This window comes from Orientia tsutsugamushi, assembly GCF_900327275.1.
In the GTDB taxonomy this organism is placed as follows: Bacteria; Pseudomonadota; Alphaproteobacteria; order Rickettsiales; family Rickettsiaceae; genus Orientia; species Orientia tsutsugamushi.
The window spans coordinates 1,651,573-1,675,378 of the sequence record NZ_LS398548.1; the positions used below are offsets into that span (position 1 = coordinate 1,651,573).

The following is a 23,806-nucleotide window of genomic DNA, read 5'->3' on the forward strand; positions in this document are numbered from 1 at the left end:
CCTACTGTTTTTGTTTAAAAAATGGTTTCTGAAGATTAATTCCAAAAGTTCAACCCTTTGTTTTATTTAATCTTCAGATCATTATCATCAAAGTTTTGAAACCTAGATAATATAAGGTATAGAGTAGCATTATAATTTTTATTAGTCTATTAAAATCTTTTAATTTTTAGGTTAAATTTTTGCATAATAATCTAATGTTGATGTAAAATTATTACATTCCTTACTTATGGTTATAATCAATAATAAATCTTATTCAAAAAGGATACATAAAAAGTCTTGTAAGCGTTATTATTACTAGCATTACAAGCTGTTTTCTGGTATAATCTCAATAGAGATTCAACTAACAGAAATTAATTAAACTTCATGTGTCAGTAGCTGTTGCTAATAAGTCTAAGCCTTTTCTTCATTGGATTGGTAGTAAACGAAGAATTGTTAATAAATTAATAGAACATCTTCCTCAAGGTCCACACTATAATTACTATGAACCATTCCTTGGTGGAGGTGCTTTATTTTTTCAAGTTAGGCATCTTTTTAAACAATGTTTTTTGTCTGACATCAATCTTGATTTAATTACTAGCTATAATGCTGTTAAAAATAATCCTAATGAGGTCAATAGATTACTGAGTTTATATCACAAACATCATTCAAAGGATTATTATTATAAAGTTAAAAACAAATATAGTAATAATCCGAATGAAATTACCGCAAAATTTATATATCTTAATAAATATTCTTTTAGAGGAATTTATAGAGTCTACAAAAACGGACAATCTGCTCAAACATTTTCTGGTGAATGCTACATTAAACTCCACATTGCATCTAGAATAAACCAATGCAGCAACCTTTTACATGGTGTATCAATTTATGCTACAGATTTTTCATTTATAGAGCCTCAACAAAATGACTTTGTTTATTTCGATCCTCCTTACCATAAATCTGGAGAACAGTTCTATAATAGTCTTCCATTTGATGAAAAAGATCAAATTAGATTACGGGATTTTGTCCAAGAATTAACAAATAAAGGTGTTAAGATTATGATCTCAAATAATAATACTGCCTTTATTAGAGACTTATACAAAGATTTTAATATCAATACCGTTACAGTCGTATACTCAATCAATGAACAACGCAATCCTGTTAATGAGCTAATCATTACTAACTATAAAACTTGCTAGTTATTAAATGTGAACCCGCAATCCAAATCGTATATGAATAGGAAGTGGTCTATAGTTAGCAATTGTGCTACATTCAATGTCTAAATATGTATCTCTTGATAAATTTATTGTTGTACCAACTCCGTCTAAATATGTATCTCTTGATAAGTTTATTGTTGTACCAACTCCTAAGTCTATACCAGTACCGCTATCACCATTGAAAACTGATACTAGGCCACCTGTAACAAAAATTGATGCTTTGTTACCTTCAATTATATTATAATAATAATTTCCTTGAACAAAGTTATCTCTACAGTTGTGATGACACATAAATCCTAATCTTACATCCATTCTGTGCCGATCTAATCTATAACCAACTCCAGCTTCTAATGTGTCGTAGTTAGTAGCAATACCAGTTGAAAATTTTATATAGAATTGTGAAGTATCAATACTATCTTTGAAAGCATTGAAGTTTACATTATTATTCGCTGTACATATCGATGGTGAAGATAATACAACGAATGCTAACATAACTGCATAACACGGTTGTAAAGGTGATTTCAAAATACTCATAGCAGTTCTATCTAATTACAATATTTTTATGAAGCTTAATATTAATTGTATTCTGCGTCAACTTTCTTTATTAGCATTAACATATTAGCTATCTGTTAAAACCTAATACCATGGGACTGATTGTTCCGTTAGAAAGTTGAATACATCTGCATTACCGCTTTTAGCAGCGTAATCTATAGGAGTCATGCCGTTATCATCTTTTGCATCAATATCAGCACCATAATCAATCAAAAGCTGTATAACATCTATGATTTCATTACGAACAGCGATATGTAGTAGTGTTTCTCCTTCATCATATTTTTTATTAATACCAGTAGAATTATGTTTTAGCATAATTGCTAAAGGTTCTATACATCTGCATTCAACAGCATCAGATAAAGGTGTATTACCTTGATTATTTTCGATATTTACATCAGCATTATATTTTAGCAGTAATGCTATATGATCATTGCAATAGATAGGATATTTTTCGAAAAATTCATAATATACTTGAATTGTGTCAACAACAAGATGTAAAGCAGTGTGCCCATCATTATCTTGTGCGTTTACGTTAGCTCCATTGCTTAGTAAAAGCTCGGCAATAGGTAGATTCTTATATTTCAAAGCAACAGATAAAGCTGTAGTACCGTTTTTATATTTTGAATTGACAAGTGTACTATCCTTATTAATAAGCTGCTTCACTTTTTTAATATCACCATCTTGAATAGCGCTATGTAAGGAATATTTAGCCTTAGATTCGAATATCATATATTTAATCCTTTTATTCTCAATTATTTACCACATTTTAACTAGCATGAAGTTTACAATATTCGCTTAAGCGTTCTCCAATCTCTGGTAGTTTAAGGTATTCAGCAAGAGCTATAAATTCTTGCTGAGTTTCAAATATTATTTCTTGCCTTTTGTGAGGAGGTTTGATGAATATAGTTGTAATATTATGGAATCTATCAAAAAGTTTGATCAGTAATAGTTCTGTTTTATTTTGGCTGCGTAATATTTGTATCATTTCCATAGCACTGATTTTCTTATTATCCCTAACTCTGGTAAGGTCTGAAACCTGTTCTGCAATATTAGCGCCAAATTCGTACCTTATTCTTTCTTTAGTTAGTTTTGTGTCTTCAAGTGTATCATGTAGTGTTGCAGTAATAATTGTATCTGTTTCAAAGCTGTAGTCTGATACCATGTAGGCTACTTCTAATGGATGTGTGTAGTAGAGTTCTCCAGTATCTCTCTTTTGCTGGCCATGATATTTTTTAGCGTAAAGTATTGCTTTTTCAACTCTATCAAGATCAATTTTGGTGTTAAATCTTATGTTGGTTCTGAACAGCTTATTTATTAAGCTTTCACTATAAAAATCTATCATTGTCCACCTCTAAATGGTTATTAATAAATTATACCATAATTTAAACTTTTTGTATACTCCAATCCCAGATAAAAACTGGAAAAGAAGCAAATTAAATTATAAATTTTTGGATTTAGTTATCACGATGCCAAAAACCAATCTTAAGATGTTAAAATTTGATAAGCCATATCTGCTTCAAAGACTCCAGCTATTTTACGCTTCAACTGAGCCTTCATACTACGATCTGTACCAGATTCAATATTTGCTAGATACTGTTCTTTAAATCTTCCTACATCATTAAATCTAAAATTTCCACTATTAGCCTGATCAGTAGTTAGTAATTCATTTGCTAAGGCTTTTGCCATATAGTTTAGCACTGCTATCTTATTTGCAAAATGACGGTTTGGATATTTATTTGATAACTTCAACAGTAATTGATTTATGAAGTATATGTTGAAGCTTCTACTAAACATACGTTGTAGTATAACTGCATCTTCTGGTGTTAGTGGATAATAATCTGCTAGTCTTTTTCTTTTGGGATAGCATTCATTCTTTTCAACCTCTGAATCTTTAGTAATAGCTGGAGTTGCTAACTCACTATTTTGCTCATAATCCTTGTTTGATGGCTTATCATTACTAACATCACTAAGCTCATAGAAATTCAAATTCTGTTGTTGATCTTCTTTTTCATTTTCTACTAACTCAATTTCTATAAAATCATCAGATTCCGTATATTTAAACTTCAAATTTTGCTGTTGATCTTCATTAGACCTCTTTCGAAACTGGTTAAGGTAGTTCAAAATTATAAATGCCAGAGATCAAATTAAATCTAAGAGAGAATCTTTTACGTCTATTTCGATATTTGTCAGCAATAATTTTGAAGCGTTTTAGTATACCAATAACGTTTTCATTCACAACTCTTGCTACTGCTAACCTATGATTATTCTTTTTATCATTTTTAGTTAAAGGATTTTTCTTGCTTTTTTTCTTTGGTAATTCAGAATTATTGTGAATTTTTTGTATGCCTTGATATCCTGTATCAGTAATCACTTTTACCTTAGGATGGATAAGAATTTTGGATTTCTTAAATAATCTAAAGTCATGTTTTTTACCGTTAGAAAAATCTGTACATATTACTTGCGCGTTTTCTTATCTACCACTATTTGAGTTTTTAGTGTATGCCTTTTCTTCTTTCCTGAATAATAGAATTTTTGTTTTTTTAGGTCTTTCTATAGGACTCTCAGTATCATCAATCAAGACTACTTCATAATTCATATCACTCTTCATTAAAGCTTTACGGCCTGGAAGAGCAAAGTTTTGGTGTTTAACTAGGCTGTCTTCTACCCATTTTACAGCTTTATATGCTGAACTTTCACTAATTCCATAGTTCTGACCTATATGGAAATAAGTACGGTATTCTCTAAGGTATTCTAACACCATCAGCAACTGTTCCTCCAAATTGAGCTTATTTTTACGTCCACCTTTTGATTTCTTAAGACCATCAGCTTTCCTCAAAATATCCACCATCTTTGAAAATGTCCTCTTCCTTACTCCTGTTAATCAACGAAATTTTTCATCCTTTAACTCTTTAATCTGATCTAATTTCATTATTACTTCAAATTAGATTTTTATAACACCATTCTACATCATTCTCTAGTTTCGAAAGAAGTCTATTTTTATTTTGATCATTCTCTATTAACTTATCTTCAGTAGATCTAGATCTATTATTATTTTTTTTATTATTATTATATCTATATATGTAGCTGCAATTTTTTGCAGGTTCACCTGCAAATTCTTGCAAATTGATGTGAAAATTTTTTTGTTGTAGAAGGACAATTTTTTCTTCTTTTTTTTCTTTTTCAGTAAAACGCTGAAAATTTTTTAGAAGTTTTACACAAAGAACATTACGTACCTTGAGATTGCCTTTAATTATTGTTCTATTTTCAACTTTAATAAAACCTGCATTGCTTAATTCAACCAAGCATTGTCTAACTCTGCGGTAACGAAGGTTTAACTCATTTTCAAAAAAGTAATAACTTTCCTGTAATTCATCTATATCTTTGTTGTAATAGATATGTAGTCTAAATACTATAAATGATAAAAGCTGTTTAGATGTCTTGCTTAAAGCTTTAGCATTATCGCCAATCAGATCTTTCCATTCTGCTGGAACAAAATTTCCAATAAAACGATAAAAGACAGTTGCATTATTGCTACTGTTATTATTAGTAATTTTGCAATTATTGCTTGCGAAATTACGCAAATCTCGCACCATTTCAACCTCTAAAAATGTCAGGTATAGCAGGTGATTTAGGCAATTTTTGCTATCAAAAACCACATTTTTTTAGCACAAATGTAGCAATTTTGTAGCTACGCTCGAAATTTAACGCTCTGAAAGGCTTATAATAACTTAAGTAGTTTTAAACTATACATCTATATCGTCTAAAGTTGCAACCAAAAAACATGGCAATGCTTTTATTTATATATTAATTGAAGCTCAATCAACCGTCGATTATTGGACAGCTCTGCGGTTATGGAGATACACATTGTTATTGTGCGAAAGGCATAAGAAAGAAAAAACTAAATTACCATTAGTGTATAATTTAGTGATCTACAACGGCAAAGAAGTCTACAATGCACCTAGGAATTTGTGGGATTTATTTACCGATTCAATGATAGCTAAGCAATTAATGACCTCTGACTATCAATTAGTCGATTTGCAAAGTATGTCGAATGATAAAATTGTTAGGAAAAAGCATATAGATACCGTGATAAGAATCAAGAAAAGAAATAATAATTTTATAAAAAAGATGTAAGTTTTTATAAAATTATTATTTCTGATTGATTAAAACATTAGGATTAAAAGGAGAATTATGCTTTAAAACACCATAAATGATATGTAATAACTTACGCATAGCGGCAATAAGGATAAGCATTTTGGGTTTGCCAGTATCAGACAAACGTTGAGAAAATTGCTTGATAATACAATTATGTCTTAAGGCAGACATAGCAGGCATATAAAAAGACTTACGTAGATCTGAATTACCAGTTCTAGAGATTATACTAGCCCCCCGCACGGAACTGCCAGATTGACGATGCTTAGGATTAAGACCTACAAAAGCTACAACTTGTTTAGCAGAACTAAATTTCTCAATATCTGCTAAAAAAGCAAGAACTACAGCCTGTGTTTTTGCTCCTATGCCTGGTATTGACTCAAGCCTTATTATGAAGATCTGTGTTATTTTTAATATGGTCATTGATTAGTTGTTCAATTTCTTTAATTTGCGTTTCAAGAAATTCAATATGCATTTGAATATTATTAGCAATTGCTTTAGAAGCTCCTTCTAATCTATTTGTTTCTTGTGTTTTATGCTTAATTAAAACATTCAGGCGATTAACTAGCTGCTGTAGTTCTTGAATATAAAGAGGCTGTGGATACCATGCTTCCGGTTTCATTGCTTTGCAAAAATCTGCTATTAATACACTGTCTGCTTTATCTGTTTTTGTACGACTAAGTTTACTCATTGCAAAACCTTTAATACGGGCAGGATTTACTACGCTTACTTTATAACCATAATCGTACAGATATTTAGCTAAATTTTTCCAGTAGATACCTGTTGCTTCCATACAAACATGTCCAGTTCCTCTGCTTTTTAACCATGTTACTAATTTGTTAAACCCTTCAGAATTATTATTAAATTTTCTTGTTTGAACTTTATTATTAATTAACACAGCTGCATCAAATGTCTCTTTAGAAACGTCAATTCCTACAATTATACTATTCATAATCACCAAATTTTATGTTAAATATCTCAAAACCAACCTTGTAAATACAGGCTTTTTGCCTAAGAATACCGTCCGGTTTTTAATTAAAAAAGCTAGTTACTTATCTATAGAACAGGCTATTAGCCTTAGGAACGCTACTGTATACTAGCTTTCTTTTGTGCTATTGCTATAATCTTTTATTTTATTGCAATTTCACTTATTTTTATCATACAAGGAATGCTCGAATATATGCTAAAGCACATTCATCAACGAGATATGTTAAAGCTTTGGAAAGAGTTTCTAATAAAGTTCAAACATGTTTTAATACTTGATAAAGAAAAAGGTTATGTTTACCTAAGATCATTTTTATGGTATACTGATACTAAATTACTAGAGAGTCAGCAACCAGAATTAGAGCAGGTTCTGGCTAAGAACATTGCCTAATAATAAAGCTGCAAAGACGTATCAAATATAAAGAAGAAAAAATGTTAATTTTTATTAACTTCTACACTTTATATAACCTACTATTAACTTATGTTAACTTTTATTAATATTTATAATTAATCTTCAACTTTAACTATAAATATATTTGCAATATTTGTCAATATAACAAAAAAATTAATGCGAAAGGTAGAAAATAGGTAGAAAAAAAATCAGGAAATTTGGGGTCAGTTTTCAATCTAAAGGTTAAGATGATGGATGAAAAATATATACCAACCTAGAGTTGGTAAGGCGGCTTGGAAGTAGGTATGTTATAAATAAATTAGTATAAAAATTTTATTCAAATAAAGAGAATAATATAGATACTTTGTTTAGGTAATTGTAATATATATTAATATATATTAATATATGGTGTAATTATGAAATCAATAACATTAAAGTTAACAAATAAGTTAATAAGAAAAATAAAAATTCCGACTAAAAGAACATCAACAATCCAGGATAAAGTTGAACCAGAACTTAAACTAAGAATATCACATACAGGAAGAAAAACATGGTCTTTTGAAAAAAAATTTAGAAAAGAAGGGATAAAAATAAAGATAGGAGTATTTCCAGATTTATCTATTAAAGAAGCCAGAAAAATAGCAAGAGAATTAAAGAGATTAATGACGAACGGAATAGATTCAAGAGAAGTAAAATGTTAACAACAGATAGAAGAAAATGAGAATCGTATAAAAGAAAGACAAGAGATTACATTCAAAGAGCTGTGTTATAAGTATATTGAAGAGTATGCCAAAATATATACTATAAACTTGCAGAAAGATACTGCAAGAATACATAATTATGGGAAACTGTTATTTTAAAAAAGATAAGTGATATTAAAAGTAATGATATTGAACAAATATTCAATGATATCAGCAAAGAGGGAAAATATGCCACAGCAAATGCATTGCTAGCAACCTTACGCACTATATTTAATAAGGCAATAAAATGGAGATTAATAGAAAACAATCCTACTCTAGGAATAGAGCCGCATAAAATGCAAGCAAGAGAAAGACGTCTAAGTTACGATGAAATGAGTAAATTTTTACACGTATTATGTGGAGAAGCAACTCCATTGATAAGAGATTTTGCATTACTAGCGTTATATACTGGAGCTAGAAAAAGTAATGTGTTGGAGATGGAATGGGACAATATAGATTTTAAAAGAAAAATATGGCATATACCAAAAAACTAAGAACGGAAAGGCGCAAAATATATCATTAACAGATGAGATAATAGAAATATTGCAAGCAAGGAAATTAACATCTAAAAGTAAATGGGTGCTATCAACTGATAAAAGCAAAAGCGGGCACTTGGAATATCCTTATAGAGGATGGTATAAGATTTGTAAAAAGGCAGGCATAAAAAATTTAAGGATACACGATCTAAGAAGGACATTTGCAAGTTGTATGGCAGATGAAGGCGCAGGTCAGTATATAATTAGTGCAGCATTGAATCATAGTGACATAAAATCAACGAGTATTTATACCAAAGTTGTTTAGAGCCAGTAAGGCAATATATGTCTAAGGTAACACAAATGATAAGCGACTGTTCAAGAATTGATATTTGAAATAAATACTGAAATAACATGAAACTTAGCATGAGAAGAAATGCATATATGAAAACTAATTATCACAGGTAAAATCTGCGTTTGAAGATATTTAGTTAATTTAAACATTATAGTAGCAGAATGAGAAATCTCATGCTAAAATTGCAGCTGAAGGTTATTATGCAAAATCAAAAATTATGTTGGGCATTATCGAGGCCATTGAAGTATATGGGTTTGAGCATTGATGAATGGGGAGTAGTGCTAGCTGGAGTAGCTCCAGGAATTGTACTACTAAACAGTAGGTATGCTAAATTAGGCCTAGCATTTATGGTTGGAGGAATTGCTCTATGTTATTGCTTTAAGAAATTTAAGAAGGTATCGGAGAATTTTTTGCTAAAAAGTTTTTTAGTAGCTAAAGGTTTATTGCCAGCTCCATTAGGATATTCAAGACTTCTGGGCAAAAAAGTTGGCAAATAATGAATCATCTCTTTAAGCAAAATGCTATACAAGAGCTTGTTAAATATAATAAATGCTTACTTTCAGTAACTATATTGCTAGCTGCAGCTAATATAATTGCGATAATGGCTGTAATTACCAAAGAAGAAAAGTGGTTATTAATTCCAGCAATGGAGCCTGATCGTAAAATGACGTTTTCATCAAAAAATTACCATGAAACCTATTTAAAGGAATTGGCAATTTATGTGATGAAACTCTTATTTACTACTTCTCCAAATGAGGTAGAAAGACAAATAGCAGACATGAAAGTGGTATTCAGTAATACTGAATCTTTAAAAATTTTTTTCAGAATCATTTGCAATTTGTTAAAGGCTCAAATGTGTCTTCACTCTTTTTTTCTAAAGAAGGTTGAAGTGATAAATGAATGGAGTATTAATTAGTGGAACGCTTCGTTATTGGTTTAGCGATAGTAAACATATAGCTGTCGATAAGACTTACCTTTTGACTTACAAGCGAACTCCTAATTACCTTTTGTTATTGACTGGTGTTAAAGAGAATGGAATAAAAAAATGAGTATTAGAATTTTGAGATTTATCATAGGGTTTATTGCTTTGGTAAACGTTAATAATATATATGCAGTAGAATATGAGTTAGAAGCTGATGAGCTGCTTAAGCTTGAGATTTCTGATAGTGGGCCAACAAGAATTAATCTTAAAGATGAAAAAATTAATGATATTCTTATGTACCATCAAAACACAGTTGAAGTTATAGTTCATGAGTCTGGATTTTTGTTTATTGCTCCACGAGAAGAAGGAAACAAGCTTTATTTAACGGTAATAGGAGAATACAAATTTTTAAATTTAATACTTCTTGTATTGATAAATCAGTATATTTAGCAATTATCACAGCTAATCAAAAATTTAAAGGGGAATTTTTATAAATCATATGAAATATATGACAGTATTATAATACAGTTACATCTGTTGCATCAAAATAATCTGATCATATAACAGTATTTAATTCAGGATAAAGATATGCTAGCAGACAAATTTTGTAATAAAGGAAATTCATTTCTTAAGTTGAGAAAATATCAAAAAGCAATTAAAAATTATGATGTAGCTATTAAGTGTAATCCAGATTGTATAGAAGCCTATATTAATAAAGGAATTGGAGCAACATCAAGAGGCAATAAAGAATTTTGATATAGCTATTAAGTATCAACCAGATGATGCAGAAGCTTATTTTAATAAAGGAATGTCTTTAAGGGCATTAGGACAACATCAAGAAGCAATTGAAAATTATGGTCAAGCTATTCAATATAATCCAACTAATCTAGAGGTTTATATTAATAAAGGAGTTGCTTTATACAAACTGGGACAATATCAAGAAGCAATAAAGCATTATGATATAGCTATTAAGTATCAACCAGATTTTCCAGACGCTTACTATAATAAAGGAATTGCTTTGAAAAATCTTGGAAAGCTACTAGAAGCAATTGACAATTATGATCAAGCTATGCGATACAACACAAATTATGCAGGCTCTTACAATAATAAAGGAGCTGTTTTATGTATACTAGAACAATATCAAGAGGTAATAGAGAGTTTTGATTTGGCTATTAAGTATCAACCAGATTTTCCAGACGCTTACTATAATAAAGGAATTGCTTTGAATAAATTGGGGCAACATCAAGAAGCAATGGAAAGTTGTAACCTGGCTATCAAATATGATTCTGATAATGTGTACGCATACCAGTTAGCAAATGAACTTGCAAAAAAAATTAAAAAAAGCAATCTCCGCATCATAACTGATTAATTTTTAGAATCAAGGCGCAGAGAATCAGGTGTTCATAAGCTAAGAATGTTTTATTATTCTAGATTATAAACTATATCAAAAAGTATTCCTTGTATGTATTAAAGGTTTTGCGATGAGTAAACTTAGTCGTACAAAAACAAATAAAGTAGACAGTGCATTAATAGCAGATTTTTGTAAATCAATAAAACCTGAAGCATAGTATCCACAGCCGCATTATATTTAACAATAAACCTCTTTCGAAATTGGTTAAGGTAGATCAAAATTATAAATGCCAGAGATCAAATTAAATCTAAGACCGAATCTTTTACGTCTATTTCGATATTTATCAGTAATAATTCTGAATTACCAAAGAAAAAAAGCAAGAAAAATCCTTTAACTAAAAATGATAAAAAGAATAATCGGTAGATTCGCAGGAGAAAGAGTTGTAAATGAAAACGTTATTGGTGCGCTAAAACGCTTCAAAATTATTGCTAATAAATATCGAAGTTGAAAAAAATTTTATGCCAAACCTATATAAATCTTCATACTGATACTATCTGCCTTAGAAAACCAATTTTACCTATAGTACATCTTATAATCAATAATAAAGGCAAAATAATGTCAGTTAAAATTACTAAAGGCAATAAAAGCGACATATCTGTATCTTCGGTTTTTTCTAAAGGCTTATCTGGTAAATTGTTTAGTGATAAAGCTTACATATCTAAAGAGTTATTTCATCAACTGCTGACCAATGGTCTACGTTTATTTACTAATCTTCGTAAAGATATGAAAACATATTTATTGGACATACAAGATAATCAGTTATTAAATAAACGTTCTTTAATTAAGTCTGTCTTTAATGTACTAAAAAAACATATCCATTTAGAGGATACTAGACACCGTTCTCCTCTTAATTTTTTTGTTTATATAATTGCTTCTCTTGCTAGTTATTCTATCTCTAAACTTAATCCTCACCTTATCTCTTCTTCTTCTCTTGACTCCTTATCCTAAATTGACGTTTATATTCTGAACTTTTACTAATCCCATAGTTCTGGCCTATATGGAAATAAGTACGGTATTCTCTAAGGTGTTCTAAGACCATCAGCAACTGTTCATCCAAATTGAGCTATTTTTACCCACACATTTTGATTTCTTAAGACAATCAGCTTGCCTAAAAATATCCACCCATCTTTGAGAATGTTCCCTTCATTACCACTGTTAATCAACGAAATTTTTCATTCTCTAACTCTTTAATCTATTCGAACTTCATTAGATCTCTTTCGAAACTGGTTGATGTAGATTAGAAATCCAATTACTCAATTTGTTAAATCTTATGAGGCAATTGGAGTTTTTTTCTATACTCAAATCTCATTGTAAATGACTATAAATACTTCTACTTACGAAGATTATTAACTTTTTATATAATTTCTTTCCAATCTATTGAATGTCAATAGATTTTCTTAAATTTATCATTTGTTCAATTGTTACATTTGCATTTAGCTTTCAATTTTTTCAATTAATTCATAATCTTGTTTGCAATTTAGGGTAAAAGTCACCAATCTTAAGTTAGCATTATTTCTGATTTAGCATATAAATGCTTATACACTCAGTTATTAATTCCTATAGTCTTTTAACTACGTGTAGTTTGCTTTCTATAAGATCTCTCTTACCTACTATCTATATTATTTTCTACTTATTTAAATACTCTTTAATTTAAATACTCTTTAATTTAAATACTCTGCTTGCTTTTGCTATTGTTTATCCATCTTCTATTAATTTCATTACTCTCTTTCCTAAATCTTATGAATATGCTGCTCCCATATTTCCTATCTCTTCTTATTTTTTCTCTATTATTTCTCCTTTCTTTGATGCTCTAACTTCATTTTTGTTTTATAGTGGTATATATATATTATATTTAGATTAGTAAAAAATTAACTTGTAGTAAAAAAATTCTTAAAGTAGTATTAGTAATTTAGTTTAAATAAAAAATGAAAATCGCAAATAAATGAATATTATAAGTAACAAGTGCTTTTTTAAGCTATTAGCTATTCTGTCGATAATTATAGGAATGTTATCTCTATACTTCATATTTATTTTATGGCCTCAATCTAAAAAAAAAGTAGCTAATACAGATAATATTAGCTATTCTATGGTCACAAGTAGCGAAATTTTACTTGGTGGAGATTTTACTTTAATTGATACTAATAACCAAGAATTTTACAGTAAATCTTTAAGAGGTAAACCTTATCTTATCTATTTTGGCTTTACTTTTTGTCCTGATGTATGTCCAGCTACATTAGAAAAATTATCAAAAGTTATTAAAGTCTTAGATATGTATCATATAGATATCTCTACAATTTTTGTTACAGTTGATCCTAAACGAGATAATGCTAGTACTTTAAAGAATTACATGACAAATTTTCACAGCAAAATTATTGCATTAACAGGTACTAAACCTCAAATCGAGGATATAACTAAGAAATTCGGTGTTTATTATTCTATTTCTGCATTAAGTGATAGAAACAGTAATGATTATCTAATAGATCACTCTACTTTTATATATTTAATAGATAAAAATGGCAAATACATGTCACATTTTACTCTTGATGATACCCCAGAGAAAATAATAGAATATATTAGAATTCATTTAAAATAACAATATCGTATCAGATATAACATATCCAATAAGTAAAGATGCAAATACATATCAAATATAAAGAAGAAAAAAAATGTTAGTTTTTGTTAACTTCTACACTTGATAGAACCTCTATTAACTTATGTTAACTTTTATTAATATTTATAATTAATCTTCAACTTTAACTATAAACATATTTGTAATATTTATCAATATAACAAAAAAAATTAAGGCGAAAGGTAGAAAAAAAATTCAGGAAATTGGGGGCCAGTTTTCAATCTAAAGGTTAAGATGATGGTTGAAAAATACATACCAACTCAAGGTTGATAAAGCGGTTTGGAAGTCAGGTATATTATAAATAAATTAGTATAAAAATTTGATTCAAATAAAGAGAATAATATAGATACTTTGTTTAGGTAATTGTAATATAAATTAATATAACAATTAATATATGGTGTAATTATGGAATCAATATCATTAACATTAAAGTTAACAAATAAGTTACTAAGAAAAATAAAAATTCCAACTGAAAGAACATCAATCATCGAGGATAAAATTGAACCAGGACTTAAATTAAGAATATCACCGACAGTAAGAAAAACATGGTCTTTTGAAAAAAAATTAGAAAAGAAGTGATAAAAATAAAGATAGTGGTATTTCCAGATTTATCTATTAAAGAAGCTAAAAAAAAAGTAAGAGAATTAAAGAGATTAATGACGAACGGAATAGATTCAAGAGAAGTAAAATGTTAACAACAGATAGAAGAAAATGAGAATCGTATAAAAGAAAGAGAAAGAAAAGCTAACGATATTACATTCAAAGAGCTGTGTTATAGGTATATTGAAGAGTATGCCAAAATATATACTATAAACTGGCAGAAAGATGCTGCAAGAATATATAATTATGGGAAACCGTTATTTTTAAAAAAGATAAGTGAGATTAAAAGTAATGATATTGAACAAATATTCAATGATATCAGCAAAGATGGAAAATATGCGACAGCAAATCAATTTCTAGTAACCTTAAGCAGTATATTTAATAAGGCAATAAAATGGGAATTAATAGACAGAAATCCTACACTAAGAATAGATAAACACAGAGAAAGACGTCTAAGTTACGATGAAATGGGTAGATTTTTCACGTATTATGTGGAGAAGCAAGTGCGTTGATAAGAGATTTTGCATTACTAGCGTTATATACTGGAGCTAGAAAAAGTAATGTGTTAGAGATGGAATGGGACAATATAGATTTTGTAAGAAAAATATGGCATATACCAAAAACTAAGAACGGAAAGGCGCAAAATATACCATTAACAAATGAGATGATAAAAATATTGCAAGCAAGGAAATTAACATCTAAAAGTAAATTGGTGCTACCAAATGATAGTAGCAAAAGCGGACACTTAGAACGGCCATATGAAGCATGGAATAGGATTTGTAAAAAGGCTGGCATAAAAAATTTCAAGATACACGATCTAAGAAGGACGTTTGCAAGTTGTCTGTCAGATATAGGTGCAGGTCAGTATATAATTTGTGCAGCATTGAATCATATTAATTTTGAATCAACAAGTGATTATAGTATAGTTAGTACAGAGTTACTAAGAGAGTATATGTCTAAGGTGACACAAATGATTAGTGGACATATGCAAAGTTATAATATTTATAATACTATCTGACTAATATAAACGTTGTGGTAAGAATAGTGCGACTTCATGTCGCACATGCATGTATGTAAACTAATTATCACAGGTAAAATCTGTGTTTGAAGATATTTAGCTAATTAAAACATTATAATAGCAGAATGAGAAATCTCATGCTAAAATTGAGGCTGAAGGTAATTATGCAAAATCAAAAATTATGTTGGGCATTATCGAGGCCGTTGAAGTATATGGGTTTGAGCATTGATGAATGGTGAGTAGTGCTAGCTGGAGTAGCTCCAGGAATTGTACTACTAAACAGCAGGCATGCTAAATTAGGCCTAGCATTTATGGTTGGAGGAATTGCTCTATGTTATTGCTTTAAGAAATTTAAGAAGGTATCGGAGAATTTTTTGCTAAAAAGTTTTTTAGTAGCTAAAGGTTTATTGCCAGCTCCATTAGGATATTCAAGATTGCTGGGCAAAAAAGTTGGCAAATAATGAATCATCTCTTTAAGCAAAATGCTATACAAGAGCTGGTTAAATATAATAAATGCTTACTTTCAGTAACTATATTGCTAGCTGCAGCTAATATAATTGCGATAATGGCTGCAATTACCAAAGAAGAAAAGTGGTTATTAATTCCAGCAATGGAGCCTGATCGTAAAATGATGGTTTCATCAAAAAATTACCATGAAACCTATTTAAAGGAATAGGCAATTTATGTGATGAAACTCTTATTTACTACTTCTCCAAATAAGGTAGAAAGACAAATGGCAGACATGAAAGTGGCGTCTAGTAATACTGAATCTTTAAATAAATTTTTTCATGATCACTTGCAATTTGTTAAAGGCTCAAATGTATCTTCAGTCTTTTTTTCAAAGAAGGTTGAAGTGATAAATGAATGGAGTATTAATTAGTGGGACGCTTCGTTATTGGTTTAGCGATAGTAAACATATAGCTGTCGATAAGACTTACCTTTTGACTTACAAGCGAACTCCTAATTACCTTTTGTTATTGACTGGTGTTAAAGAGAATGGAATAAAAAAATGAGTATTAGAGTTTTGAGATTTATGATAGGGCTTATTGCTTTAGTCAACGTTAATAATATATATGCGGTAGAATATGAGTTAGAAGCTGACAATTTACTAAAGCTTGAGATTTCTGATAGTGGGCCAACAAGAATTAATCTTAAAGATGAAAAAATTAATGATATTCTTATGTACCCTCAAAATGCAGCTGAAGTTGTAGTTCATGAGTCTGGATTTTTGTTTATTGCTCCACAAGAAGAAGGAAACAAGCTTTATTTAACTGTAATAGGAGAATACAAAACAATTCAAGATTTAATGTTAACTTTTACTCCAAAAACTCAAAACCCTGTAATGCTTGTTAATGCTGCTACAAAAATACAGGAAAAGGATAATTCAAAACAAAACAATGCCAATTTGTTCAGTAATGACGTTAATACAAAAGAATTAACAGCGAAACTTTCTAATTTTACCTGTGATAATTAGTTTTTATATATGAATTTCTTACTCATGCTAAGTTTCATGTTATTTCAGTATTTATTTCAAATATCAATTCCTGAATGTTCTCTTATTATTTGTGTCACCTTAGATATATATTGTCTTACTGGCTCTAAACTAACTTTGGTATAAATACTCGTTGATTTTATGTCACTATGATTCAATGCTGCACTAATTATATACTGACCTGCGCCTTTATCTGCCATACAACTTGCAAATGTCCTTCTTAGATCGTGTATCCTTAAATTTTTTATGCCTGCCTTTTTACAAATCTTATACCATCTTCTATAAGGATTTTCCAAGTGCCCGCTTTTGCTTCTATCAGTTGATAGCACCCATTTACTTTTAGATGTTAATTTCCTTGCTTGCAATATTTCTATTATCTCATCTGTTAATGGTATATTTTGCGCCTTTCCATTCTTAGTTTTTGGTATATGCCATATTTTTCTTACAAAATCTATATTGTCCCATTCCATCTCTAACACATTCCTTTTTCTAGCTCCAGTATATAACGCTAGTAATGCAAAATCTCTTATCAACACACTTGCTTCTCTACATAATACTTGTAAAAATTTAGTCATTTCATCGTAACTTAGACGTCTTTCTCTTGCTTGCATTTTGTGTTTATCTATTCTTAGTGTAGGATTTCTGTCCATTAATTCCCATTTTATTGCCTTATTAAACATAGTGCGTAAGGTTATTAGAAATAGATTTGCTGTAGCATATTTCTCCTCTTTGCTGATATCATTGAATATTGGTTCAATATCATTCCTTTTAACCTCGTTTATCTTTTTTAAAAATAACGGTTTCCCATAATTATGTATTCTTGCAGTACTCTCCTTCGAGCTTGTATTATATATTTTGCTATACTCTTCACACTTATCACACAGCTGTTTGAATGTAATATCTTGTCTTGCTTTTAGACGTTTTTCATTTTCTTCTATCTGTTGTTGACGTTTTACTTCTCTTTGATCTATTCCTTTCGCCATTAATCTCTTTAATTCTCTTGCTATTTTTCTAGCTTCTTTAATAGACCTCTTTCGAAACTGGTTAAGGTAGTTCAAAATTATAAATGCCAGAGATCAAATTAAATCTAAGACCGAATCTTTTACGTCTATTTCGATATTTGTCAGCAATAATTTTGAAGCGCTTTAGTATACCAATAACGTTTTCATTCACAACTCTTGCTCCTGCTAACCTATGATTATTCTTTTTATCATTTTTAGTCAAAGGATTTTTCTTGCTTTTTTTCTTTGGTAATTCAGAATTATTGTGAATTTTTTGTATGCCTTGATATCCTGTATCAGTAATCACTTTTACCTTAGGATGGATAAGAATTTTGGATTTCTTAAATAATCTAAAGTCATGTTTTTTACCGTTAGAAAAATCTGTACATATTACTTGGCGCGTTTTCTTATCTACCACTATTTGAGTTTTTAGTGTATGCCTTTTCTTCTTTCCTGAATAATAGAATTTTTGTTTTTTTTAGGTCTTTCTATAGGACTCTCAGTATCATCAATCAAGACTACTTCATAATTCATATCACTCTTCATTAAAGCTTTACGGCCTGGAAGAGCAAAGTTTTGGTGTTTAACTAGGCTGTCTTCTACCCATTTTACAGCTTTATATGCTGAACTTTCACTAATTCCATAGTTCTGACCTATATGGAAATAAGTACGGTATTCTCTAAGGTATTCTAACACCATCAGCAACTGTTCCTCCAAATTGAGCTTATTTTTACGTCCACCTTTTGATTTCTTAAGACCATCAGCTTTCCTCAAAATATCCACCATCTTTGAAAATGTCCTCTTCCTTACTCCTGTTAATCAACGAAATTTTTCATCCTTTAACTCTTTAATCTGATCTAATTTCATTATTACTTCAAATTAGATTTTTATAACACCATTCTACATCATTCTCTAGTTTCGAAAGAAGTCTAATAGATAAATCTGGAAATACCACTATCGTTATTTTTAAACTCTGGTTTTTAAATTTTTGTTCTAAAACCCATGTTTTTCTTACTCTTCCTCCACAGACTACCAATGAGATTTTCAGTTTAAGTCCTATTATATCTGGATGGTGGATAATTAATAATGTTTCTCACTCAGGAATTTTAATTTTAGTTAATAACTGCTTTATTAACTTGAATGATATTGAAGACATAATCACCCAACATAACATAATATTAATGTTGATATTATTAATATATATTACATTTTATTAAATATCTGATATAAATTATGCTTTTTTTGATATCAAATTTTTTATACTAATTTGTTCATAATACATATAACTTGAAAATCACTTATCAGTCCTAGGTTGTATATATTTTTCGATCATTAGATTAACCTTTAGATTGAAAACTGGCCCCCAATTTCCTAAATTTTTTTTCAACCTTTTTTCGACCTTTTGCTTTAATTTTTTTGTTATATTGATAAATATTGCAAATATATTTATAGTTAAAGTTGAAGATTGATTATAAATATTAATAAAAGTTAACATAAGTTAATAGTAGGTTCTATAAAGTGTAGAAGTTAATAAAAACTAACTTTTCTTCTTCCTTATACTTGATCTGCTTTTGCACCTTGACCTATGGATATGTTATATGTAATTTCTATAGATATAAATCTTTACTTTTATTCATAAAGAAACAATTATTATTAAAGTTGTTAAATAAGTAAGATACTTTGCATATGTCATTTTTAACTTCAAACCAATAATGCCACATTAGATTCAAATCTGGAGAATAAGTTGGAAGATATAATAATTTACACCATACAGATTCTATTAGAAATTTAACCATAACTGTGTTATGAAAACTTATATTATCTAATATTACTGTTTGTTCAGAAGTTAACGCTTTGATTAATATAGCTTGCACGCAAGACTCAAAAATACTTTTATTGCAATTGGCATCAAATAAAAAAGAAATAAAAAAGGAGCAATAACTTTACCATTACAAAGTGCTGCTATCATACTTACTCTTCGTGTGTGCTGATAAGCTTTTTCACCATATCACCTACTACATATAGAGCTGGATCTATAGTTAAGGTATGCATTATCTTCTATTCCAAACTCATCAATAAATACTATCTTGTCTTTTAGTATTATCTTAATTCTTTCTATGCACTCATTCCTTAACATAACATTCCTTTTGAAGGATGAAAACTTTTTTTATAGCTGTAGCTAAGGTTTTTAATTGCCATTAGGTCAGTTATTCTATGACTATGTTCTTTTTGAGATCTTTATTTTGCTTTTATAGTCATTTACAATGAGGTTTGAGCATAAAAAGAAGCGATAAGAATTAATAGAATCTGTTGTGGTTATAAAGTTATTTTTTTGCTACCTTATTCTCCAGATTTAAATTTGATAGAAAAGTTTTAGGCTAATATGAAGATGTGGATTAGAAATCAAATTACTCAATTTGCTGCTAAATCTTATGAATCTATTATATCTTCTTTTTATGCTTAAACCTAATTGTAAATGACTATATCTATTAGAGAAGCTAGAAAAAAAGCAAAAAAATTAAAGACGTTGATACTGAAATGAATAGATCCAAGTGAAGTAAAACGTCAACAATATATAAAAGAAAATGAGAAGCGTATAAAAGAAAGAAAAGAGATTACATTCAAAGAGCTGCATAATAAGCATATTGAAGAGTATAGCAAAATATATACTGCGTATTGAAAAAAGAGCACTAAAAGAGTAGATAATTATGCACAAGCATTATATTCAATAATAAAGGTGAAATAATGTCAGTTAAAATTACTAAAGGCAATAAAAGCGATCTATCTATAGCTTCAGTTATTTCTGAAGTCCTATCTGGTAAATTGTTTGGTGATAAAGCTTACATATCTAAAAAGTTATTTCATCAACTGTTGTCAAATGGTCTACGTTTATTTACTAATCTTCGTAAAGATATGCAAACATATTTATTCAACATAGATGATAAGCGCTTATTAAATAAACGTTCCTTAATTGAATCTGTCTTTAATGTACTAAAAAAACATATGCATTTAGAGCATACTAGACATTGCTCCACTATTAATTTCCTTGTTCATATAATTTCTTCTTTTGCTAGTTATTCCATCTCCAAACTTAATCCCTACCTTATCTCCTCTTCTTTTTCTTCTAACTCCTTATCCTAATCTGGCGTAGAAAGAGATAATATACAAGTGTTATAATGGTCAATGTTCAGGTTATTAAGTATAGTATTATGAACTAATTCTTGTAGAAATATGATCAATAAATAAACCGTTATTAATTGAAATTATATTTAAATATATTGCGCAATTATAATTGTATATTATCTCTTGCAGCCCTTTTTCATTATGCTTTTCATACTTTCCATTATCCTAATCTGGCGTTAAAAGATTCTCTCTTAGATTTAATTTGATCTTTGGCATTTATAATTTTGAACTACCTTAACCAGTTTCGAAAGAGATCTAATATATCACTAATTATAATTGTACATTATCTCTTGTAGACCTTTTATTTACTACTTTCCATATTCCACTTATTCTATCTGGCGTTTATAATTCATTTTTTCATGTTGGGTTATTCCTTTTTTATTTAAATTTTCTTTTTGACTTAATATTCTCTCTTTGTATATCTTTTATTCACTACCTTCCATATTTCCACTTATCCTAATCTGGCGTTAAAAGTGATTTTTAATTTTTTGCTAAAGTTCTGATTTTGAACAAGTGTTCAGCTACATATTGATTGATTCAAAAAGAATGTTATGATATATTAAATGTTATGATATATTACTTGATTAATGTATATCATACTCTTCATCAAAAGATATATTTAGTGTTACAAAGTCAAACTATATAAGGAGCTTAGAACGTGCATCGTGGTAACAATAGGCAATTTAATATCCAAGCAATGGGCAGTATTCAATTATGTCAGACCCTTAGGGATAGAGATGTATTGTCAGGAACTATTATAACAGAGATTGATAATAGAGCTTTGTTTTTACTGCAAACTGAAGATACAAGATACAAGAGATTGCAGTTTGATGCCAGAGGCTTAGCAACCATTTTATATCAATTTGCAAAATTAAAGTATGTTATAAAGTATGTTATAGGTTCTGAGTTTATTGATGCTTGGACAAATAAAGCTATAAATCTAATGGATGAGTTTAACGCTCAAGATTTAGCTAATTCTATATATGCATTAGGACAGTTAAAAATTCATCCACAAGATGAATTCATTAATGCTTGGATACATTATGCTACTAAAACTATTAAGAACTTTAATCCTCAAGATTTAGCTAATTCTATATATGCATTAGGACAGTTAAAAATTCATCCACAAGATGAATTCATTAATGCTTGGATACATTATGCTACTAAAACTATTAAGAACTTTAATCCTCAAAATTTAGCTAATTCTATATATGCATTAGGACAGTTAAAAATTCATCCACAAGATGAATTCATTAATGCTTGGATACATTATGCTACTAAAACTATTAAGAACTTTAATCCTCAAAATTTAGCTAATTCTATATATGCATTAGGACGGTTAGAAATTCATCCACAAGATGAATTCATTAATGCTTGGATACATTATGCTACTAAAACTATTAAGAACTTTAATCCTCAAGATTTAGCTAATTCTATATATGCATTAGAACAGTTAGAAATTCATCCACAAGATGAATTCATTAATGCTTGGATACATCATGCTACTAAAACTATTAAGAACTTTAATCCTCAAGGGTTAGCTAATTCTATATATGCATTAGGACGGTTAGAAATTCATCCACAAGATGAATTCATTAATGCTTGAATAAATAAAGCTATAAATCTAATAGATGAGTTTAACACTCAAGATTTAGCTAATTCTATTTATGGAATATTAATATTAAATGTTTTATGTGACTCTAAAATTAAAGTGCCGCAGCTATTTATTGATGCTGTTAATAAAAATATTGAACTGCTTGATGAAAATAATGAGAATATTAGTCAAATTTTAAAAGCGCATTATTATTTTAGTAAACAAGGTGTAGGAATATTAACTTCGCAAAATCATCAACTTCTTGAAAAGAAGTTTAAAACCAAATTAATACCTTATCATACTTCAAATCTACAACTAAACGTACTGAAGGTAGTAAAAAAAGTATTAGCAGCACATACTGTAAAAAGTGAGCATTACATTAAGCAGATTACTTCCAGTGTTGATATCTTTATTAAAGACCAAAATACAGTAATTCAAGTAGATGGTCCATGCCATTTTGATAACAATAATGTTCCTAATATTTTGACTAGGCTTAATACTCAGTTATTAAAAAGTTATGGATACATAGTACATAGAATTCCATATTGGATTTGGGATAAGTTAAGAATAAATACTGACAAAGAAAAATATATATGTGAATTGATATGCGATGATCAACCTGTTTCAGAATCAGAGATGTCAGAGGAGATATTCTATGATGCACAAGAGAATATACCAGATCAATCAACAAGCGAAGTTTTACCTCATTCTGAATCACAGATACCAGATGATGTATTTTACGATGCGTACGAATATAGTCGTTTACAATGAAGTTTGCGTATAAAATATCCTGTTGGTAAATTTTTTATAGCTGTTGTAGCTTTTTTCTATGCTCAAACTTCATTGTAAATGACTATATATTCCATCAGATCCACTAACACAGGAATCTTCATCTCATGACATGCAAGCATTAGGTAACATATATTCTTCTGATTTTGAGACATGTAGTTTGTAATCCTTTTTACAAAAACTTAGCAAGCTTTTGATGTAAAGTTGCGCTAAGAGAAACATGAGTTTCATATAGCAGAAAGCATAACTTAGTTACACACAACTTTGCTAAATTTAGAATACTTATTATCATAATGATTATCAAATTCAATAAACTTCCTTCGAAAC

23 protein-coding genes and 12 pseudogenes are annotated in these 23,806 nt (G+C 29.2%); 24 read left to right on the forward strand and 11 right to left on the reverse strand.

Features of this window, described 5'->3' with window-relative positions; genetic code table 11:
* Positions 1–365 precede the first annotated feature (365 nt).
* Entirely contained in the window at positions 366–1,175 is an 810-nt protein-coding gene (locus DK405_RS08600) for a DNA adenine methylase (protein ID WP_109510672.1), read from the forward strand.
* A gap of 3 nt (positions 1,176–1,178) precedes the next feature.
* On the opposite strand, the gene DK405_RS08605 is transcribed toward DK405_RS08600, so the two are convergent.
* The 6 genes and pseudogenes from DK405_RS08605 to DK405_RS08630 form a co-directional block, all read right to left on the reverse strand.
* Positions 1,179–1,727, reverse strand: a complete 549-nt coding sequence (locus tag DK405_RS08605) for a hypothetical protein (protein WP_045912774.1) — start codon at positions 1,725–1,727, stop codon at positions 1,179–1,181.
* Positions 1,728–1,829: 102 nt separating this feature from the next.
* Positions 1,830–2,474, reverse strand: coding sequence for an ankyrin repeat domain-containing protein (locus DK405_RS08610; protein WP_109510673.1), 645 nt, complete (start codon positions 2,472–2,474; stop codon positions 1,830–1,832).
* Between the two features lie 37 nt (positions 2,475–2,511).
* On the reverse strand, positions 2,512–3,087 hold the full coding sequence (locus DK405_RS08615; protein WP_064612985.1) for an HD domain-containing protein: 576 nt from the start codon (positions 3,085–3,087) through the stop codon (positions 2,512–2,514).
* Between the two features lie 140 nt (positions 3,088–3,227).
* Positions 3,228–3,812 carry a hypothetical protein gene (locus tag DK405_RS08620; protein ID WP_231967743.1) on the reverse strand — a complete coding sequence of 195 codons (585 nt, stop codon included), beginning with the start codon at positions 3,810–3,812 and terminating at the stop codon, positions 3,228–3,230.
* Positions 3,813–3,852: 40 nt separating this feature from the next.
* Positions 3,853–4,674, reverse strand: a pseudogene (locus tag DK405_RS08625) (IS5 family transposase).
* A gap of 7 nt (positions 4,675–4,681) precedes the next feature.
* The gene (locus DK405_RS08630) at positions 4,682–5,338 is read right to left on the reverse strand and encodes a hypothetical protein (RefSeq protein WP_231967744.1); all 657 of its coding nucleotides are present in this window, start codon (positions 5,336–5,338) and stop codon (positions 4,682–4,684) included.
* Positions 5,339–5,489: 151 nt separating this feature from the next.
* Between DK405_RS08630 and DK405_RS08635 the strand changes: the two are divergent.
* Positions 5,490–5,849 (forward strand): annotated as a pseudogene (locus DK405_RS08635) (Rpn family recombination-promoting nuclease/putative transposase); the annotation flags it as partial.
* A 45-nt stretch (positions 5,850–5,894) separates the two neighbouring features.
* On the opposite strand, the pseudogene DK405_RS08640 reads toward DK405_RS08635, so the two are convergent.
* Positions 5,895–6,855: pseudogene (locus DK405_RS08640) on the reverse strand (IS110-like element ISOt5 family transposase).
* Positions 6,856–7,077: 222 nt separating this feature from the next.
* Between DK405_RS08640 and DK405_RS08645 the strand changes: the two are divergent.
* From DK405_RS08645 to DK405_RS08695, 12 genes and pseudogenes are all read left to right on the forward strand, one after another.
* Entirely contained in the window at positions 7,078–7,272 is a 195-nt protein-coding gene (locus DK405_RS08645; protein WP_410522042.1) for a hypothetical protein, read from the forward strand.
* A 416-nt stretch (positions 7,273–7,688) separates the two neighbouring features.
* Positions 7,689–7,973 carry an Arm DNA-binding domain-containing protein gene (locus DK405_RS14365; RefSeq protein WP_052691726.1) on the forward strand — a complete coding sequence of 95 codons (285 nt, stop codon included), beginning with the start codon at positions 7,689–7,691 and terminating at the stop codon, positions 7,971–7,973.
* Positions 7,974–8,218: 245 nt separating this feature from the next.
* Positions 8,219–8,506, forward strand: a complete 288-nt coding sequence (locus tag DK405_RS15115; protein ID WP_174197557.1) for a tyrosine-type recombinase/integrase — start codon at positions 8,219–8,221, stop codon at positions 8,504–8,506.
* A gap of 49 nt (positions 8,507–8,555) precedes the next feature.
* Positions 8,556–8,813 carry a tyrosine-type recombinase/integrase gene (locus DK405_RS15120; protein ID WP_269459329.1) on the forward strand — a complete coding sequence of 86 codons (258 nt, stop codon included), beginning with the start codon at positions 8,556–8,558 and terminating at the stop codon, positions 8,811–8,813.
* A 188-nt stretch (positions 8,814–9,001) separates the two neighbouring features.
* Complete coding sequence (locus DK405_RS08660; protein ID WP_064612973.1) at positions 9,002–9,337, forward strand: hypothetical protein; 336 nt, start codon at positions 9,002–9,004, stop codon at positions 9,335–9,337.
* Positions 9,337–9,889: pseudogene (locus DK405_RS08665) on the forward strand (TraE/TraK family type IV conjugative transfer system protein). The gene DK405_RS08660 and the pseudogene DK405_RS08665 overlap by 1 nt, the downstream one beginning before the upstream one ends.
* On the forward strand, positions 9,886–10,212 hold the full coding sequence (locus DK405_RS08670) for a hypothetical protein (protein WP_081420643.1): 327 nt from the start codon (positions 9,886–9,888) through the stop codon (positions 10,210–10,212). Before DK405_RS08665 ends, DK405_RS08670 begins: the two are co-directional and overlap by 4 nt.
* A gap of 138 nt (positions 10,213–10,350) precedes the next feature.
* The gene (locus tag DK405_RS14370) at positions 10,351–10,518 is read left to right on the forward strand and encodes a tetratricopeptide repeat protein (RefSeq protein WP_125330226.1); all 168 of its coding nucleotides are present in this window, start codon (positions 10,351–10,353) and stop codon (positions 10,516–10,518) included.
* Positions 10,484–11,131 carry a tetratricopeptide repeat protein gene (locus DK405_RS08675; RefSeq protein ID WP_064612971.1) on the forward strand — a complete coding sequence of 216 codons (648 nt, stop codon included), beginning with the start codon at positions 10,484–10,486 and terminating at the stop codon, positions 11,129–11,131. Before DK405_RS14370 ends, DK405_RS08675 begins: the two co-directional genes overlap by 35 nt.
* A gap of 97 nt (positions 11,132–11,228) precedes the next feature.
* Positions 11,229–11,327, forward strand: a pseudogene (locus DK405_RS08680) (IS110 family transposase); the annotation flags it as partial.
* Positions 11,328–11,455: 128 nt separating this feature from the next.
* Positions 11,456–11,618: pseudogene (locus tag DK405_RS08690) on the forward strand (transposase family protein); the annotation flags it as partial.
* 77 nt (positions 11,619–11,695) lie between these two features.
* Positions 11,696–12,121: pseudogene (locus tag DK405_RS08695) on the forward strand (transposase); the annotation flags it as partial.
* Positions 12,122–12,128: 7 nt separating this feature from the next.
* On the opposite strand, the pseudogene DK405_RS08700 reads toward DK405_RS08695, so the two are convergent.
* Positions 12,129–12,320 (reverse strand): annotated as a pseudogene (locus tag DK405_RS08700) (helix-turn-helix domain-containing protein); the annotation flags it as partial.
* Positions 12,321–13,115: 795 nt separating this feature from the next.
* Here DK405_RS08700 and DK405_RS08710 point away from each other — a divergent pair.
* From DK405_RS08710 to DK405_RS08735, 7 genes and pseudogenes are all read left to right on the forward strand, one after another.
* Positions 13,116–13,766 (forward strand): SCO family protein, encoded by a 651-nt coding sequence (locus DK405_RS08710; protein ID WP_045912939.1) that lies wholly within the window; start codon positions 13,116–13,118, stop codon positions 13,764–13,766.
* 441 nt (positions 13,767–14,207) lie between these two features.
* Entirely contained in the window at positions 14,208–14,381 is a 174-nt protein-coding gene (locus tag DK405_RS12865) for a hypothetical protein (protein ID WP_162563010.1), read from the forward strand.
* Positions 14,382–14,698: 317 nt separating this feature from the next.
* Entirely contained in the window at positions 14,699–14,914 is a 216-nt protein-coding gene (locus DK405_RS15855) for a hypothetical protein (RefSeq protein ID WP_410522059.1), read from the forward strand.
* Entirely contained in the window at positions 14,911–15,420 is a 510-nt protein-coding gene (locus DK405_RS08720; protein WP_231967746.1) for a site-specific integrase, read from the forward strand. The genes DK405_RS15855 and DK405_RS08720 overlap by 4 nt, the downstream gene beginning before the upstream one ends.
* Before the next feature lie 125 nt (positions 15,421–15,545).
* Positions 15,546–15,881, forward strand: a pseudogene (locus DK405_RS08725) (hypothetical protein).
* Positions 15,881–16,433, forward strand: a pseudogene (locus DK405_RS15495) (TraE/TraK family type IV conjugative transfer system protein). Before DK405_RS08725 ends, DK405_RS15495 begins: the two co-directional pseudogenes overlap by 1 nt.
* Positions 16,430–16,894 carry a hypothetical protein gene (locus DK405_RS08735; protein WP_064612967.1) on the forward strand — a complete coding sequence of 155 codons (465 nt, stop codon included), beginning with the start codon at positions 16,430–16,432 and terminating at the stop codon, positions 16,892–16,894. The pseudogene DK405_RS15495 and the gene DK405_RS08735 overlap by 4 nt, the downstream one beginning before the upstream one ends.
* Positions 16,895–16,950: 56 nt before the next feature.
* Here the strand turns inward: DK405_RS08735 and DK405_RS08740 are convergent, their stop codons facing one another.
* The 3 genes and pseudogenes from DK405_RS08740 to DK405_RS15860 all read right to left on the reverse strand — a co-directional run bounded on the left by DK405_RS08740 (position 16,951) and on the right by DK405_RS15860 (position 19,838).
* The gene (locus tag DK405_RS08740; RefSeq protein ID WP_231967748.1) at positions 16,951–17,895 is read right to left on the reverse strand and encodes a tyrosine-type recombinase/integrase; all 945 of its coding nucleotides are present in this window, start codon (positions 17,893–17,895) and stop codon (positions 16,951–16,953) included.
* Positions 17,896–17,956: 61 nt separating this feature from the next.
* Positions 17,957–18,780 (reverse strand): annotated as a pseudogene (locus DK405_RS08745) (IS5 family transposase).
* A gap of 740 nt (positions 18,781–19,520) precedes the next feature.
* On the reverse strand, positions 19,521–19,838 hold the full coding sequence (locus tag DK405_RS15860) for a transposase (protein ID WP_080946515.1): 318 nt from the start codon (positions 19,836–19,838) through the stop codon (positions 19,521–19,523).
* 793 nt (positions 19,839–20,631) lie between these two features.
* Between DK405_RS15860 and DK405_RS08775 the strand changes: the two are divergent.
* From DK405_RS08775 to DK405_RS14380, 3 genes and pseudogenes are all read left to right on the forward strand, one after another.
* Positions 20,632–21,054 (forward strand): annotated as a pseudogene (locus DK405_RS08775) (transposase); the annotation flags it as partial.
* 784 nt (positions 21,055–21,838) lie between these two features.
* Positions 21,839–22,702, forward strand: a complete 864-nt coding sequence (locus tag DK405_RS14375; protein WP_231967749.1) for a DUF1601 domain-containing protein — start codon at positions 21,839–21,841, stop codon at positions 22,700–22,702.
* 105 nt (positions 22,703–22,807) lie between these two features.
* A complete protein-coding gene (locus DK405_RS14380; protein ID WP_231967750.1) occupies positions 22,808–23,461 on the forward strand; it encodes an RAP domain-containing protein in 654 nt (217 codons plus the stop codon).
* The last annotated feature ends 345 nt before the right edge of the window (positions 23,462–23,806 follow it).

Excerpts from the sequence above, each read along its gene's own strand:
- DK405_RS14370 (WP_125330226.1), top strand. The coding sequence starts at position 10,351 with ATGCTAGCAGACAAATTTTGTAATAAAGGAAATTCATTTCTTAAGTTG.
- DK405_RS08615 (WP_064612985.1), bottom strand. The coding sequence starts at position 3,087 with ATGATAGATTTTTATAGTGAAAGCTTAATAAATAAGCTGTTCAGAACC.
- DK405_RS08710 (WP_045912939.1), top strand. The coding sequence starts at position 13,116 with ATGAATATTATAAGTAACAAGTGCTTTTTTAAGCTATTAGCTATTCTG.
- DK405_RS14365 (WP_052691726.1), top strand. The coding sequence starts at position 7,689 with ATGAAATCAATAACATTAAAGTTAACAAATAAGTTAATAAGAAAAATA.
- DK405_RS08735 (WP_064612967.1), top strand. The coding sequence starts at position 16,430 with ATGAGTATTAGAGTTTTGAGATTTATGATAGGGCTTATTGCTTTAGTC.
- DK405_RS08610 (WP_109510673.1), bottom strand. The coding sequence starts at position 2,474 with ATGATATTCGAATCTAAGGCTAAATATTCCTTACATAGCGCTATTCAA.
- DK405_RS08605 (WP_045912774.1), bottom strand. The coding sequence starts at position 1,727 with ATGAGTATTTTGAAATCACCTTTACAACCGTGTTATGCAGTTATGTTA.
- DK405_RS08670 (WP_081420643.1), top strand. The coding sequence starts at position 9,886 with ATGAGTATTAGAATTTTGAGATTTATCATAGGGTTTATTGCTTTGGTA.
- DK405_RS08660 (WP_064612973.1), top strand. The coding sequence starts at position 9,002 with ATGAGAAATCTCATGCTAAAATTGCAGCTGAAGGTTATTATGCAAAAT.
- DK405_RS12865 (WP_162563010.1), top strand. The coding sequence starts at position 14,208 with ATGGAATCAATATCATTAACATTAAAGTTAACAAATAAGTTACTAAGA.
- DK405_RS08740 (WP_231967748.1), bottom strand. The coding sequence starts at position 17,895 with ATGGCGAAAGGAATAGATCAAAGAGAAGTAAAACGTCAACAACAGATA.
- DK405_RS08630 (WP_231967744.1), bottom strand. The coding sequence starts at position 5,338 with ATGGTGCGAGATTTGCGTAATTTCGCAAGCAATAATTGCAAAATTACT.
- DK405_RS08645 (WP_410522042.1), top strand. The coding sequence starts at position 7,078 with ATGCTAAAGCACATTCATCAACGAGATATGTTAAAGCTTTGGAAAGAG.